Origin of the sequence: Streptomyces sp. NPDC006435, from assembly GCF_040612315.1 — a bacterium.
GTDB lineage: Bacteria > Actinomycetota > Actinomycetes > Streptomycetales > Streptomycetaceae > Streptomyces.
Window position 1 is genome coordinate 58817 of the sequence record NZ_JBEXPY010000004.1, and the last position, 14909, is coordinate 73725.

General features: G+C 72.7%; 13 protein-coding genes. 4 read left to right on the plus strand and 9 right to left on the minus strand.

The features are described from left to right. Positions 1-3: 3 nt before the first annotated feature. Positions 4-372 carry an STAS domain-containing protein gene (locus ABZZ04_RS06285; protein WP_356931019.1) on the minus strand — a complete coding sequence of 123 codons (369 nt, stop codon included), beginning with the start codon at positions 370-372 and terminating at the stop codon, positions 4-6. Positions 373-656: 284 nt separating this feature from the next. On the opposite strand from ABZZ04_RS06285, the gene ABZZ04_RS06290 reads away from it, so the two are divergent. Next, positions 657-1673, plus strand: a complete 1017-nt coding sequence (locus tag ABZZ04_RS06290; RefSeq protein ID WP_356931020.1) for an RNA polymerase sigma factor SigF — start codon at positions 657-659, stop codon at positions 1671-1673. A 116-nt stretch (positions 1674-1789) separates the two neighbouring features. On the opposite strand, the gene hutI is transcribed toward ABZZ04_RS06290, so the two are convergent. From hutI to ABZZ04_RS06325, 7 genes are all read right to left on the minus strand, one after another. Next, positions 1790-2962, minus strand: coding sequence for an imidazolonepropionase (gene hutI, locus ABZZ04_RS06295; protein ID WP_356931021.1), 1173 nt, complete (start codon positions 2960-2962; stop codon positions 1790-1792). A 79-nt stretch (positions 2963-3041) separates the two neighbouring features. Continuing rightward, on the minus strand, positions 3042-4427 hold the full coding sequence (locus ABZZ04_RS06300; RefSeq protein ID WP_356931022.1) for a formimidoylglutamate deiminase: 1386 nt from the start codon (positions 4425-4427) through the stop codon (positions 3042-3044). After that, the gene (locus tag ABZZ04_RS06305) at positions 4418-5632 is read right to left on the minus strand and encodes an allantoate amidohydrolase (protein WP_356931266.1); all 1215 of its coding nucleotides are present in this window, start codon (positions 5630-5632) and stop codon (positions 4418-4420) included. The genes ABZZ04_RS06300 and ABZZ04_RS06305 overlap by 10 nt, the downstream gene beginning before the upstream one ends. An 80-nt stretch (positions 5633-5712) precedes the next feature. Further along, positions 5713-7374: a urocanate hydratase gene (gene hutU, locus ABZZ04_RS06310; protein WP_356931023.1), complete on the minus strand. Its 1662-nt coding sequence runs from the start codon at positions 7372-7374 to the stop codon at positions 5713-5715. 129 nt (positions 7375-7503) lie between these two features. Beyond that, positions 7504-8070, minus strand: coding sequence for a hypothetical protein (locus ABZZ04_RS06315; protein ID WP_356931024.1), 567 nt, complete (start codon positions 8068-8070; stop codon positions 7504-7506). 156 nt (positions 8071-8226) lie between these two features. Continuing rightward, entirely contained in the window at positions 8227-8838 is a 612-nt protein-coding gene (locus tag ABZZ04_RS06320) for a hypothetical protein (RefSeq protein ID WP_356931025.1), read from the minus strand. A gap of 105 nt (positions 8839-8943) precedes the next feature. Next, a complete protein-coding gene (locus ABZZ04_RS06325) occupies positions 8944-9789 on the minus strand; it encodes a MurR/RpiR family transcriptional regulator (RefSeq protein WP_356931267.1) in 846 nt (281 codons plus the stop codon). Between the two features lie 276 nt (positions 9790-10065). On the opposite strand from ABZZ04_RS06325, the gene ABZZ04_RS06330 reads away from it, so the two are divergent. After that, a complete protein-coding gene (locus tag ABZZ04_RS06330) occupies positions 10066-10485 on the plus strand; it encodes a hypothetical protein (RefSeq protein ID WP_356931026.1) in 420 nt (139 codons plus the stop codon). Positions 10486-10815: 330 nt separating this feature from the next. Here ABZZ04_RS06330 and ABZZ04_RS06335 read toward each other — a convergent pair whose 3' ends face one another. Further along, entirely contained in the window at positions 10816-12222 is a 1407-nt protein-coding gene (locus ABZZ04_RS06335) for a cystathionine beta-synthase (protein ID WP_356931027.1), read from the minus strand. Between the two features lie 155 nt (positions 12223-12377). On the opposite strand from ABZZ04_RS06335, the gene ABZZ04_RS06340 reads away from it, so the two are divergent. Both ABZZ04_RS06340 and ABZZ04_RS06345 read left to right on the plus strand, forming a co-directional pair. After that, a complete protein-coding gene (locus tag ABZZ04_RS06340) occupies positions 12378-13559 on the plus strand; it encodes an SGNH/GDSL hydrolase family protein (protein ID WP_356931268.1) in 1182 nt (393 codons plus the stop codon). 130 nt (positions 13560-13689) lie between these two features. Further along, positions 13690-14909, plus strand: a 1220-nt coding sequence (locus tag ABZZ04_RS06345; protein WP_351832908.1) for an acetyl-CoA C-acetyltransferase, incomplete at its 3' end; no start/stop codon positions are given.

The following is a 14909-nucleotide window of genomic DNA, read 5'->3' on the forward strand; positions in this document are numbered from 1 at the left end:
CGGTCACCCGTCCAGAGCGGCTTCGAGGGAGTCATGGACGGTGAAGACCGCCTCGGCCCCGGTGATCTCGAAGACCCTCGCCACCACCGGCAGCATTCCGGCCAAATGGACCCCTCCCCCGGCCGCTTCCGCCTTGAGGCGGGCACCGAGCAGCACGTTGAGCCCGGTGGAATCACAGAATTCGAGGCGCGAGCAGTCGACCACCAGGCGCGACCGCCCCTGTTCGACCGCGTGCTCCAGGGGTTCCCGCAACAGGTCTGCCGTGTGGTGATCCAGCTCACCCACCGGCGTCACGACCTCGCTGCGTCCCTCGGTCCGGACCTCGACCTGAAGCCGTCCCCGGTTAGCGCTGCCGACCGTCCCGCGGTCCATGCCCGTCCCTCTTCGCCGTTCGTCACTGGCCGCGTCCCCGCGTGCGCAGATCCGTATGTGCTGCTTCTGACGTTCTTGAAACAGTACGCGCTCTGTGCGCCACGCGATACCCGAAGACCTCAACAAACCGGACATATGGCATCAATTGGCGCTTGTAACTGTCCGTCCGTAACGGGTAAGGGTAGAGGGACCCCAAAAAACACGGCCGGCTTCGGAGGCGCCGCTTCACCGCAGGAACACGTATGGGCATCGGCAGCCATATGCCGAGAACGATGGAGGAGACCATGTCACCCCGGCTCGACGGACCGCGTACCCCCGACGCGACGTCAGCAGGTCCTCAAGGACTGACCCCCTCAGACTCCCCTGCCGCGAACGCCACGGACGGCGCGCGGAGCAGCAACACCCTCAGCACCATCAGTACTGCTGTCAGCACCACCGGCTCCGGTCACCTCGATGACACCGGAGGCCGCCCCGTCGCCACCGACCACGGCGACGGCCTCGAAGGACTTCCCGAGATCCCGCCCTACGACGAGGTGGGGCCGCTGGACGCCAGGGCGCTGTCGAAGACGCTCTTCGCGCGGCTCGAATCCCTCGAGGAGGGCACCCACGAGTACTCGTACGTCCGCAACACGCTCGTCGAACTGAACCTGGCCCTGGTCAAGTTCGCCGCCTCCCGGTTCCGCTCCCGCAGCGAGCCGATGGAGGACATCGTCCAGGTCGGCACGATCGGGCTCATCAAGGCGATCGACCGGTTCGAACTCAGCCGGGGCGTGGAGTTCCCCACGTTCGCGATGCCGACCATCATCGGCGAGATCAAGCGCTTCTTCCGCGACACCAGTTGGTCCGTGCGCGTTCCGCGCCGGCTGCAGGAGCTGCGGCTCGACCTGGCCAAGGCGGGCGACGAGCTCGCCCAGCAACTGGACCGATCGCCCACCGTGGGCGAGCTCGCCGACCGCCTCGGCATCACCGACGACGAGGTCGTCGAGGGCATGGCGGCCAGCAACGCGTACACCGCGAGTTCGCTGGACGCCAAGCCCGAGGAGGACGAGCACGAGGGCGCGCTGGCGGACCGCATCGGCTACGAGGACCACGGGCTGGAGGGCATCGAGTACGTCGAGTCCCTGAAACCGCTGATCGCCTCGTTGCCCCGGCGCGACCGGACGATCCTCTCGCTCCGGTTCGTCGCCAACATGACGCAGTCGGAGATCGGCGAGGAGCTGGGCATCTCCCAGATGCACGTGTCGCGACTGCTCTCCCGCACCCTGGTCAAACTACGCAGGGGGCTGACGCTGGAGGAGTGAGCGTCGCCCCTCGACGAAGGACCCGTCCCGGCAGGGGCGGGTCCTTCCGCATGTCGACGCCCCGTCACCGGGCCGCGCACGGATGCCGGTCGGGGCACCCGGCCGCCCGACCGCCCTCAGAGGACGCGCTCGCCCCGCCGCCAGACCGCGTGGACCAGCGGAACGCCCGGCCGGTAGGCGAGGTGGACGTGGCTGGGCGCGTCGAGGAGCACCAGGTCGGCGCGGGCGCCGGGGACGATGCGGCCGATGTCAGTGCGCCGCAGGGCCGCCGCGCCGCCCGCGGTGGCCGACCAGAGCGCCTCGTCCGGCGTCATTCCCATGTCGCGCACGGCGAGGGCGATGCAGAAGGGCATCGAGGACGTGAACGACGAGCCCGGGTTGCAGTCCGTGGAGAGCGCGACGGTGGCGCCCGCGTCGAGGAGGCGGCGGGCGTCCGGCCAGGTGGCGCGGGTGGAGAACTCGGCGCCGGGCAGCAGCGTCGCGACGGTGTTCCCCTGGGCCAGGGCGTCCACGTCGGCGTCGGTGAGGTGGGTGCAGTGGTCGGCGGACGCGGCGTCGAGCTCGACGGCGAGCTGGACGCCGGGGCCGTGGCCGAGCTGGTTGGCGTGGACGCGGGGGTGCAGGCCCCTGGCCCGGCCCGCGGTGAGGACGGCACGGGCCTGGTCGCCGTCGAAGGCGCCGCGCTCGCAGAACACGTCGACCCAACGGGCGTACGGGGCGCAGGCGTCGAGCATCGCCCCGGTGACCAGCTCGACGTAGCCGGCCGGGTCGTCGGCGTAGTCCGGGGAGACGATGTGGGCGCCGAGGTAGGTGACCTCCTCGGTGTGCCGGGCGGCGATGCGCAGGGCGCGGGCCTCGTCCTCGACGGTGAGGCCGTAGCCGGACTTGGTCTCGACGGTGGTGGTGCCCTGGCGCAGCGCCTCGGCGAGGTAACGGGCGACGTTGGCGGAGAGCTCGTCGTCGGTGGCGGCGCGGGTCGCGGCGACCGTGGTCCTGATGCCGCCCGCGCTGTAGGCGCGGCCGGACATCCGGGCGTTGAACTCCTCGGTGCGGTCGCCCGCGAACACGAGGTGGGAGTGGGAGTCGACGAAGCCGGGGATCGCCGCCCGCCCGCCCGCGTCGACGACGTCGTCGGTGGCGGGTGCTGCGCTCGACGCACCGACCCAGACGATCCGGTCGTCCTCGATGACGACGGCCGCGTCCCGGACCGGGCCCAGGGGGGAATCCGCGCGGAGGGAGGGGTCGTTGGTGACCAGGCTCGCGATGTTGGTGATGGCGGTCGTCGTCATCGGGTGGTTGCTCTCCTTGCGGGGGCGGGTGTCGGGGTCCGGCGGGTGGCCGCCCGGTCGGGGGCCGCCCGCCGGGCTCTCAGCGGTGCAGGGCCGCGACGGCCGAGGCGAGCGCCGCGGGGACGTCCTCGACCAGCGTGTGCCGGCCGTCGCGGACGATGTGCCGCCCCGCCACGACCGTGTGCCGCACATCGGCCGCGGAGGCGGCGAACACGACCGCCTCGGCGGCGAGCCGGGGCACCGGCCCCGCCGTTCTGACGGAGTCCAGGGCCACGGTCGCCAGGTCGGCGGGGGCGCCGGGTTCGATGACGCCCGCCTCCGGCCGGCCGAGCGCGGCGTGGCCGTCGGCGGTCGCGGCGCGCAGCAGGGCCGCCGCCGTCCAGTGGCCCCGGGTCCGGGTGCGCAGGCGCTCGTCGAGTTCCATCGCGCGCGCCTCCTCGAAGAGGTCGATCACGGCGTGGCTGTCGCTGCCGAGGGAGAGCGGCGAGCCCGCCCGCTGGAGGGCGACGGCCGGGCCGATCCCGTCGGCGAGGTCGCGCTCCGTGGTGGGGCACATGCAGGTGCCGGTCGCCGAGGAGCCGATCAGCGCGATGTCCTCGTCGGTGAGGTGGGTGTTGTGGATGCCGGTGGTGCGCGGGCCGAGGACGCCGTGGTCGGCGAGGAGCCGGGTGGGCGTGCGGCCGTGGACGGCGAGGCAGGCGTCGTTCTCGGCGGTCTGCTCGGAGAGGTGGACGTGGAGCGGCGCCCGCCGTTCCTCGGCCCAGGCGGCCACGGTGGCGAGCTGCTCGGCGGGCACGGCGCGCACGGAGTGGACGGCGGCGCCGATCAGGGCGTGGCCGCCGCCCTTGAGGAGCGAGGCGCGTTCGGCCCAGGCCTCCGCGGTGGTGTCGGAGAACCGCAGCTGGTACCGGTCCGGCGGCTGGTACCGGCCCGGACGCTCGCCGAATCCGGCGGAGAGGTAGGCGGTGTCCAGCAGGGTGATCCGGATGCCGGCCTCGCCCGCCGCCGCGATCAGGGCCTCGCCCATGGCGTTCGGGTTGTCGTACGGGGTGCCGCCCGGCGCGTGGTGCAGGTAGTGGAACTCGCCGACCGCGGTGATGCCTGCCAGGGCCATCTCGGCGTACACGGCGCGGGCGAGGTCGTGGTACGAGTCGGGAGTGAGCCGGGAGGCGACCCGGTACATGGTCTCGCGCCAGGTCCAGAAGGTGCCGGAGCCGACCTGGACGGTGGAGCGCAGGGCGCGGTGGAAGGCGTGCGAGTGGGTGTTGGCGAGCCCGGGGACGGTGAGTCCGCGCAGCACGGTGGCGCCCGGCGGCGGGGTGGCGACGCCGGTGCGGACGCCCGCGATGATCCCGTCGGAGACGTCCAGGGCGACGCCCGGCTCGACGTGGGTGCCGAGCCAGGCGTGGGACAGCCAGTACGTCACGGTGGCGGACCGGCCCGCCGGTTCCGTTGTCAGCTGCACGCGAGACCTTCCAGTACGTCGGCGAGTGCGACCACTCCGGCCGCGCAGTCGTCCTCGGCCGCGTGTTCGGCCGGGGAGTGCGAGACGCCGGTGGGGTTGCGCACGAACAGCATGGCGGTGGGGACCGAGGCGGACAAAATACCCGCGTCGTGTCCGGCCCCGGTGCCGAGGACGGGGACCGGCCGGCCGTCGCCGTGACCGCCGCGGCCCTTGAGGATCCTGCCGAGTTCGTCGCGCAGGGCGTGCTCGAACTCGACGACGGGCGTGAAGGACTCCCGTACGACGTCGAGGTCGATCCCGGCCCGCTCGGCGTGTTCCCTGGCGGCCCGCTCGATGCCGGTGACCACCGTGTCGAGGGCGGCCTGGTCGGCGGCGCGGGAGTCGAGCCAGCCCCGGACGAGGGACGGGATCGCGTTGACGCCGTTCGGTTCGACGGAGATCTTGCCGAACGTGGCGACGGCTCCGGCGAGTTCGGCCTCGCGGCGGGCGGCCAGCACGGTCTCGGCGTACGTGAGCATGGGGTCGCGCCGGTCGGCCAGACGGGTGGTGCCCGCGTGGTTGGCCTCGCCCCGGAAGTCGAACCGCCAGCGTCCGTGCGGCCAGATCGCGGAGGCGATGCCGACCGGGTCGCCGGTGAGGTCGAGGGCGCGGCCCTGTTCGACGTGGAGTTCGACGAACGCACCGATGCGGGCGAGCCGTTCGGGGTCCGGGCCGATGGCGTCGGGATCGTACCCGGCCGCCTCCATGGCCTGCGGCAGGGTGACACCGTCGCCGTCGCGGAGCCGGTGGGCCGCCTCCGTGGTCAGCTGTCCGGCGGCGAGCCGGGAGCCCACGCAGGCGAGGCCGAACCGGGCGCCCTCCTCGTCGCCGAAGTTGCTGATCGCCAGCGGCCGGACGAACTCCACTCCCCTGTTGCGGAGTTCGTCGAGCGCGGCGAAGGAGGAGACCACTCCGAGCGGCCCGTCGAAGGCGCCGCCGTCGGGCACGGAGTCGAGGTGCGATCCGGCGACGACGGCGTCCCCGGCGAGCGGGTCGCCGAGCCAGGCCCACTGGTTGCCGTTGCGGTCCACCTCGTAGGCGAGCCCGCGCGCCTCGGCCTGGGCGCGGAACCAGGCACGGCAGTCGGCGTCGGCCCCGGTCCAGGCGTAGCGGCGGTAGCCGCCGCTGTCCCGGTCGCGGCCGACCGGCAGCAGTTCCCGCCACATCTCCTGGAACGACGACGCCCCGGAGCGGGGGCCGGCACCCGTGCCGGCCCCGGTGCCCGTGCCGCCGCCGGACGGCAGGCTCACTGGCCGTCCTCCTTCATCGGCACCCGTACGCCCTTGTCGGCGGCGACCGAGTCCGCGATGTCGTACCCGGCGTCGACGTGCCGGATGACGCCCATGCCCGGGTCGTTGGTGAGCACCCGGCGGATCTTCTCGCCCGCGAGCTTCGTGCCGTCGGCGACGGTCACCTGTCCGGCGTGGATGGACCGCCCCATGCCGACGCCGCCGCCGTGGTGGATGGAGACCCAGGAGGCCCCGGACGCCACGTTGACCATGGCGTTCAGCAGCGGCCAGTCGGCGATCGCGTCGGACCCGTCGAGCATGGCCTCGGTCTCCCGGTACGGGGAGGCCACGGAGCCGCAGTCCAGGTGGTCGCGGCCGATGGCCAGCGGGGCGGCCAGCTCGCCGCTCGCCACCATGTCGTTGAAGCGTTCGCCGGCCCGGTCGCGTTCGCCGTAGCCGAGCCAGCAGATCCGGGCGGGCAGGCCCTGGAAGTGGACGCGTTCGCCGGCCATCTTGATCCAGCGGTGCAGCGACTCGTTCTCCGGGAAGAGCTCCAGCATCGCCTTGTCGGTCTTGTGGATGTCGGACGCCTCGCCCGACAGGGCCGCCCAGCGGAACGGGCCCTTGCCCTCGCAGAACAGCGGCCGGATGTAGGCGGGCACGAAGCCGGGGAAGTCGAAGGCCCGGTCGTAGCCCGCGAGCTGCGCCTCGCCGCGGATCGAGTTGCCGTAGTCGAAGACCTCGGCCCCGGCGTCCATGAAGCCGACCATCGCCTCGACGTGCCTGGCCATCGACTCCCGGGCGCGCTGCGTGAAGTCGGCGGGCTTCTCGGCGGCGTACGAGGCCATGTCGTCGAAGTCGATGCCGAGCGGGAGGTACGAGAGCGGGTCGTGCGCGCTGGTCTGGTCGGTGACGATGTCGATCGGCGCCCCCTCGGCAAGCATCCGCGGCAGCAGCTCCGCCGCGTTGCCCAGCAGCCCGATGGAGAGCGGGCGGCGGGCGTCCCGGGCCTCGGTGGCCAGCTGGAGGGCGTGCTCCAGGGAGTCGGCGCGCACGTCCAGGTAGCGGTGCTCGATCCGGCGCTCGATGGCGCGCGGGTCGCAGTCGATACAGATCGCGACGCCGTCGTTCATGGTCACGGCGAGCGGCTGGGCGCCGCCCATGCCGCCGAGCCCGGCGGTCAGGGTGATCGTGCCGGCCAGCGTCCCGCCGAACTTCTTCGCGGCGACGGCGGCGAAGGTCTCGTACGTGCCCTGGAGGATGCCCTGGGTGCCGATGTAGATCCACGAACCGGCGGTCATCTGGCCGTACATGGTGAGCCCGAGCGCCTCCAGGCGGCGGAACTCCTCCCAGTTCGCCCAGTCGCCCACCAGGTTGGAGTTGGCGATCAGCACCCGCGGCGCCCACTCGTGCGTCTGCATGACGCCGACCGGACGCCCGGACTGGACCAGCATGGTCTCGTCCTGCTTGAGGGTCCTGAGCGTGCGCACCATCGCGTCGAAGGAGCGCCAGTCACGGGCCGCCTTGCCGGTGCCGCCGTAGACGACGAGCTTGTCGGGGTGCTCGGCGACCTCGGGGTCCAGGTTGTTCTGCAGCATGCGCAGGGCGGCTTCCTGCTGCCATCCCAGGGCACTCAGTTCCGTACCGCGCGGTGCCCGTACGGGGCGGGGTCCTGACATGGCGGCGCCTCCTCGCGACTGTAAGTCTTCTATTCACATCCTGAAGGTCTGAATACTCGTAGTCAACAGCCCCGCGCCGGTGTGCCCGGACGCGGGGCCGATCAGGGCGGGCCGGGCCCGTTCCGCGGCTCAGCCCCGGCGCGGCGCCCCGCCGAACCCGGCGTCCCCCGCCATCGGTCCGGTGGTCCGGTACCCCTTGACCCGCTTGCCCGCGGGCCGGCCGCGCACCGTCCAGTCGGTCCGCACCCAGTACAGGGCGTCGTCCCGGTGCTCGGCCCGGCCGATCCGGACGGCCTTGATCCACAGCCCGGCCCCGGCCCCGGCCAGCACCAGCCCGCCGGCCGCGGGCAGCAGGAACGCGCTGGCGACGGCGGCCAGGAACGCCCCGAACAGCCACCACCGGTGTCCGCGCCGCCACTCGCGCACGGTCACGGCCCGGTCCTGGAGGAAGTCGGACCGCCCGGCGCGGGTGGCGGCCGCGGCCAGCTCCGTGTACCGCCGGCCGCGCACCAGTGCCACCGCGGCGGCGGTGATCAGGAACAGCGCCGCCCCGGCCAGCAGCCCGATCCGGCGCCCGGTGAGCCCCGGCACCAGCGCGCCGATCGCCGCCGCCAGCAGCCCCGGCCACCACAGCGGCGCGGCCCCGGCCCGTACGATCACGGCCACCCTCGCCAACGACTGCGCTCCGCGCCCCACGTCCGTACCTCTCTTCCCACGGCGTCCCCGGCCTCCGGCCGGTCCTGTCGGGGCCGGAGGGTAGTTGCCGCAGATGAGCGGTGTCTGAGAAACGGCGGCCGTCCGGCACGGAACGAGCGGCCCCGACACGGGACGAAAGGCCCCGGTACGGGGTGGTCAGAGCATGATCCCGACCATGCCGTCGCCGCCCGCGGCACAGCCGAACCGTCCCCGGCAGCAGCTCTCCCAGCCTCCGTTCCCGTCCCCCGCCAGGACCAGTTCCCGCCACGGCCCACCGGCCGGGACGTTCTGCCCGTCCAGGCAGAGCGAGAGCCGCGGCACGGCCACCCACCCCCGGGCCTCCGGCGGCCGGACCGGTTCCGGGAGCACCGCGAGCACCTCCTCGGCGGGGTGCCCGAACAGGTCGACGCCGTCCCACACCGCCCCCGGGCCCCGCGCGCCGGAGCCCGGCCGTCCCGCCGTGATCCTGATCCGCGCGAGCCGGTCCGCCGCGTCCGGTCCCCCGCCGTCCAGGCTCAGCCGGAGCCTGTCGAGATCGACGTAGGCGTTCCACTCCGGCTGGTGGAGGTAGCCGAAGCACCAGGCGTCATGGGCGTGGCGCGGTTCGGAGTAGTCCGCGAGCGTCAACGAGCCGCACTGCAGCCCCCGGTACGTCCGGGGCGCGGCCGCCTCCAGCCGGGCCAGGGCCTCCTCGGGCCCCGCCCCGAACCGGAGCGTCCCGGCCCCGCCCGGCAGCTCCACACCGATCCCCGGCAGCAGTTCCAACATGGCCCCATTGTCCGGGCCCGGTACGCGCCGGGCGCCCGGGGCACCGCCGACGCCCGCCCGGAACCCGGGGCCGGGGCCGCCACCGGTACGCACCCGGCGGCGGCCTCACTCGACGAACAGGCCCCGCGCCGCCGCCCGCGCGTCGAACTCCTCCAGCCGCGCCTGGGCGTCGGGCAGGGCGTCGCACATCGCCTCCAGCAGCACCCGGCCCAGCAGCATGGGCGCGCACGCGGTGTCGAAGGCGAGCCCGGTGCCGACTGCGGCCGGGATCAGCAGGTCGCTGTGCCCGGCGACGGGCGCGAAGGCCGAGTCCGCGACGGACACGACGGTCAGCCCCTGTCCCCGCGCGTACGCGAGGGCGTCCACGACCTCCTTCGGGTACCGGGGCAGCGCGAAGCAGATCAGCGCGGTGGCGCCCGCGCGCCGGGCGGCGTCGATCCGGTCGGGCAGCATGCTGCCGCCCTCGTCGAGGACCCGGACGTCGGGGTGGACCTTGGCCGCGAAGTACCCGAAGCCGCGCGCCTGCGAGGAGGCGGCCCGCAGCCCGAGCACCGGCAGCGGGCGCGAGGCCGCCAGCAGCCTGCCCGCGCGCTCGACGGGCCCCGGGTCGGCGAGCAGTTCGGCCAGCTGCCGCAGGTTCTCGATCTCGCCGAGCACCGCCTGCTGGTACTCGTTGTACGCGTCGTCCCCGTCCCCCGGCGCGGATCCGGCGGGGGCGACCTCCCGCAGGTGCTTGCGGAGCGCCGGATAGCCGTCGAAGCCGAGCGCCACGGCGAACCGGGTGACGGACGGCTGGCTGACCCCGGCGAGTTCGGCCAGCTCCACGCTCGACAGGAACGGCACGTCCCCGGCCCTGCGCACCATCGAGTGCGCGATCCGGCGCTGAGTGGGCGTGAGCCGGCGCCCCTCGAAGAGCTGCTGCAACCGTGCGGCCGGGCCGCTCCCGCTCATGCTGTCCCCTCGGTCGATCCGGCGCACCATGATCCGGCGCCGACAGATCCATTCAGCCAGCATGGCATCTGCATGTCCATATGCAGCCGGGTCACCGGAACCCGGACCGTCTCCGGGCCCGGACGCCGTTCTCACCGGGTACACGCACCGGAGGCGGCGGATGTTACGGACGACTTTCCGGGACTTCCGGCGACTCCCCCCGTGAGGCGTTCCCCCCGGGAAAGAGGGGGGACAGCCCCACTGTGCGCGAGGGCGGCAGCTCCTAGCCTCATGGGCATGAAAGCCGGAGACTCCGAGCTCAGGAACGAGCTCGACGCCGCCCTGCGTGCCCGTAGCGAGCTGGGTTCGGAGTACGAGTCCGCGCTCGTCGAATCCTTCCTGGAGAAGGTCGAGCACCGGCTCGACACCACGCTCGACCGTCACGTCCGGCGCCACCTCGCCGAACAGCGGGTGAGCCTCGCCAGGGGTGCGCGCCCGCCGCATCCGCTGGGCGGCTTCGCCGAGCGCTACGGCTTCGCGATCGTCTCGCTGGTCCTGGCCGTGCCGCTGTCGGCGATCGGCGCGGGTACGGCCCACACCAGTGGCCTGGTCGTCGCCTGGCTCGGGATCGTCGCGGTCAACGCGGTGCACGCCGCTCGCAGTTGGCCGTTTCTCCACCGGCGTTCCGGGCGCCCGGCCTCCGACTGGGAGGACTGAACCCGCTCCCCGTACCCGATTCCCGTGTGTCGCGGGGACCGCCGCACCCCCGGTTTCCCAGGGGGCGGGACGACGGCGGTCCCCGCGAGGGACGCGGCCCGGGTCAGAACCGGTCGACGCGTCCCGGCGACGGTGGAGGTCCGGGAGCCGCTCCGTAGTCCGGTGTCGCCGTATCGGGTGCCGACGGGTCTCCCCCGCCGACACCCATCAATCTGCCGGACCCGTGTTAAGCCGGTGCTGCGCGTACGTGTCGCGCTCGTACCGTTTTCGCGAAGCCGGGCCCCGCTTTCGTGAAGCCGGGCCCGCTGCCCCGCGGGGCCCGGCCCCGCGTCACGCCTTGCCGGTCGGCGCGTTCTTGGCGAGGAACGCCAGCAGGTCCTGGCGGCTGACGACGCCCTTCGGCTTGCCCTCCACCAGCACGATCGCCGCGTCCGCCGCGTTCGTGCCGCCGAGCGCCGCCATCAGGTCCTCGACCGGTTCGCCGGAGCCGACCTGCGGCAGCGGCGGCGACATGTGCTTCTCCAGCGGGTCGGAGAGCGAGGCGCTCTGGGCGAACAGCGCGTTGAGCAGCTCCCGCTCCACCACGGAACCGATGACCTCGGCGGCCATCACGTCCGGGTGGCCGGCCCCCGGCTTCACGATCGGCATCTGCGAGACGCCGTACTCGCGCAGGACGTCGATCGCCTCGCCGACGGTCTCCTCGGGGTGCATGTGGACGAGCGTCGGGATCGGGCCCTCCTTGTGGTCGAGCACGTCCCCGACCCGGGCCGACGGACCGGTGTCCTCCAGGAACCCGTAGTCCGCCATCCACTCGTCGTTGAAGATCTTGCTCAGGTAGCCGCGTCCGCTGTCCGGCAGCAGGACGACGACCACGTCGTCCGGGCCCAGCCGCTTGGCGACCTCCAGCGCGCCGACCACCGCCATGCCGCAGGAACCGCCGACCAGCAGGCCCTCCTCCTTGGCGAGGCGGCGGGTCATCTGGAAGGAGTCCTTGTCGGACACGGCGACGATCTCGTCCGTGACCGTGCGGTCGTAGGCGCTCGGCCAGAAGTCCTCGCCGACGCCCTCGACGAGGTACGGACGCCCGGAGCCGCCGGAGTAGACCGAGCCCTCCGGGTCCGCGCCGATCACCTTCACCGCACCGTCGCTGACCTCCTTGAGGTAACGGCCGGTGCCGCTGATCGTGCCGCCCGTGCCGACGCCCGCGACGAAGTGGGTGATCTTCCCCTCCGTCTGCTCCCACAGCTCGGGACCGGTGGTCTCGTAGTGCGAGCGCGGGTTGTTGGGGTTCGAGTACTGGTCGGGCTTCCAGGCTCCCGGCGTCTCCCGGACCAGCCGGTCGGAGACGTTGTAGTAGGAGTCGGGGTGCTCGGGGTCAACGGCCGTCGGGCAGACGACGACCTCGGCACCGTAGGCCCGCAGCACATTGATCTTGTCCGTGGACACCTTGTCCGGGCAGACGAAGATGCACTTGTACCCCTTCTGCTGGGCGACGATCGCCAGACCGACGCCCGTGTTGCCGCTGGTCGGCTCGACGATCGTGCCGCCCGGCTTCAGCTCGCCGCTCTGCTCGGCGGCCTCGATCATGCGCAGGGCGATGCGGTCCTTGACCGAACCGCCGGGGTTGAAGTACTCGACCTTGGCCAGGACCGTCGCCTGGATGCCGGCCGTTACATTGCGCAGCCTCACCAGCGGGGTATTGCCTACGAGACTGATCATCGAATCGTGGAATTGCACCGTGTACTCCGGGGTCTCCGTAATGGTCCGGCAAGGGTATGCGTACGGGGACGGGATTGGGCGAAGCGATTGAGCGACGGCCACCGCGGGGCAGTTAGCTGTATGTACGGCGGTACGGCGACGAGGAGGTGGACCGGACTGTGTCGAGAGCGAGGGTGGCACGGCGGATCGCGGCGGGCGCGGCCTACGGCGGCGGCAGCATCGGGTTGCTCGGTGCGGCGGCGGTGGGTGTCCTGCTGGCGGAGGTCCAGCTGGCGAAACGGCAGGTGGGAGGCGGTATCGCACCGGTTCCGCCGAGCGCCGACGGGCGGTACGGGGTGGCGTTCACCGGGCCCGCGGAACCGCTGCGACTGGGGTTGCTGGGGGACTCGACGGCGGCCGGACAGGGGGTGCGCCGGGCCGGACAGACACCGGGCGCGCTGCTCGCGTCGGGGCTCGCGGCGGTCTCCGAACGGCCGGTGGACCTGCGCAATGTCGCCCAGCCGGGTGCCCGGTCGGACGATCTCGAACGGCAGGTCTCGCTGCTGCTCGCCGACACCTCCCGCACGCCCGACGTGTGCGTGATCATGATCGGCGCGAACGACGTCACGCACCGGATCCCGGCCACCCAGTCGGTGCGCTGTCTGACCACCGCGGTGCGCAGGCTGCGCACCGCGGGTGCGGAGGTCGTGGTCGGCACCTGCCCCGACCTGGGCACGATCGAGCCGGTCTACCAGCCGCTGCGCTGGCTGGCCCGGCGGGTGAGCCGGCAGCTGGCGGCGGCCCAGACGATCGGCTCGGTGGAACAGGGCGGGCGGACGGTGTCGCTGGGCGACCTGCTCGGGCCGGAGTTCGAGGAGAACCCCCGGGAGCTGTTCGGGCCGGACAACTACCACCCGTCGGCGGAGGGCTACGCCACGGCGGCGATGGCGGTGCTGCCCACGCTCTGCGCGGCGCTGGGGCTGTGGCCGGAGTCCGAGCGGCTGGACGGGGCCCGGCGCGAGGACATGCTGCCGGTGGCCGAGGCGGCCTCCCAGGCGGCCAAGGAGGCCGGTACGGAGGTCACGGGGGCCCGGGCCCCCTGGGCGCTCCTCAAGCAGCGCAGGCGGCGGCGCCTGCCCGCGACCACGGAACCCCACCCCGAGCCGGAGACGCACGAGGACGCGGAAGCCGCCGGGACCACCGAGAACGCCGAGAACGCCCCGCAGGACACGAGCAGCGGTGCGCCAGCCGCAGGAACGGCGGCGGGAACGGACGGGGGGACGGACCGCGGAACGCCCGGGGAGAAGGACGGAGAGAGGGACGGAGAGAAGGACGGGAAACCGTGCGGAGAGCCGCGCAATCTCCCGGCCAATTGATCGACTGAGCGGTCGCTTAGAAAAGAGGTCGGCATCACATGCGCTGCCCGGTGACCCAGCCCCTACGTACAGGTAACTTCCAAGTCAGTACCTGCCAGAACCCGCCTTCCAGCCCTCATGGAGCCGCGTGATGCCCGAAGCCGTGATCGTCTCTGCCGCCCGTTCCCCCATCGGCCGGGCCTTCAAGGGTTCGCTGAAGGACCTGCGCGCGGACGACCTGACCGCCACGATCATCCGGACGGCGCTGGCGAAGGTGCCCGAGCTGGACCCGAAGGACATCGACGACCTGATGCTCGGCTGCGGTCTGCCGGGCGGCGAGCAGGGCAACAACCTGGGCCGGATCATCGCCGTGCAGATGGGCATGGACCACCTCCCGGGCTGTACGGTCACCCGCTACTGCTCGTCCTCCCTGCAGACCAGCCGGATGGCGCTGCACGCCATCAAGGCCGGCGAGGGCGACGTCTTCATCTCGGCCGGTGTCGAGATGGTGTCCCGCTTCTCGAAGGGCAACTCCGACAACTGGCCGGACACGCACAACCCGCTGTTCGCCGAGGCCGAGGCCCGCACCGCGGCCCGCGCCGAGCAGGAGGGCGCCGACTGGCACGACCCGCGCGAGGACGGCCTGGTCCCGGACGCGTACATCGCGATGGGGCAGACCGCGGAGAACCTGGCCCGGCTCAAGGGCATCACCCGCCAGGACATGGACGAGTTCGGCGTCCGCTCGCAGAACCTCGCCGAGGAAGCCCTCAAGAACGGCTTCTGGGAGCGCGAGATCACCCCGGTCACCACCCCCGACGGCACGGTCGTCGCCAAGGACGACGGCCCGCGCGCGGGCGTCACCATGGAGGGCGTCCAGGGCCTGAAGCCGGTGTTCCGCCCGGACGGCCTGGTCACCGCGGGCAACTGCTGCCCGCTCAACGACGGTGCCGCCGCGCTCGTGATCATGTCCGACACCAAGGCGCGCGAGCTGGGCCTGACCCCGCTGGCCCGGATCGTCTCGACCGGCGTCTCGGGCCTCTCCCCCGAGATCATGGGGTACGGCCCGGTGGAGGCCAGCAAGCAGGCGCTGAAGCGGGCCGGGCTGACCATCGACGACATCGACCTGGCCGAGATCAACGAGGCGTTCGCCGCCCAGGTGATCCCCTCCTACCGCGACCTCGGCCTGCCGCTGGAGAAGGTCAACGTCAACGGCGGCGCCATCGCCGTCGGCCACCCCTTCGGCATGACCGGCGCCCGGATCACCGGCACGCTGATCAACAGCCTGCAGTTCCACGACAAGCAGTTCGGCCTGGAGACCATGTGCGTGGGCGGCGGCCAGGGCATGGCGATGGTCATCGAGCGGCTGAGCTG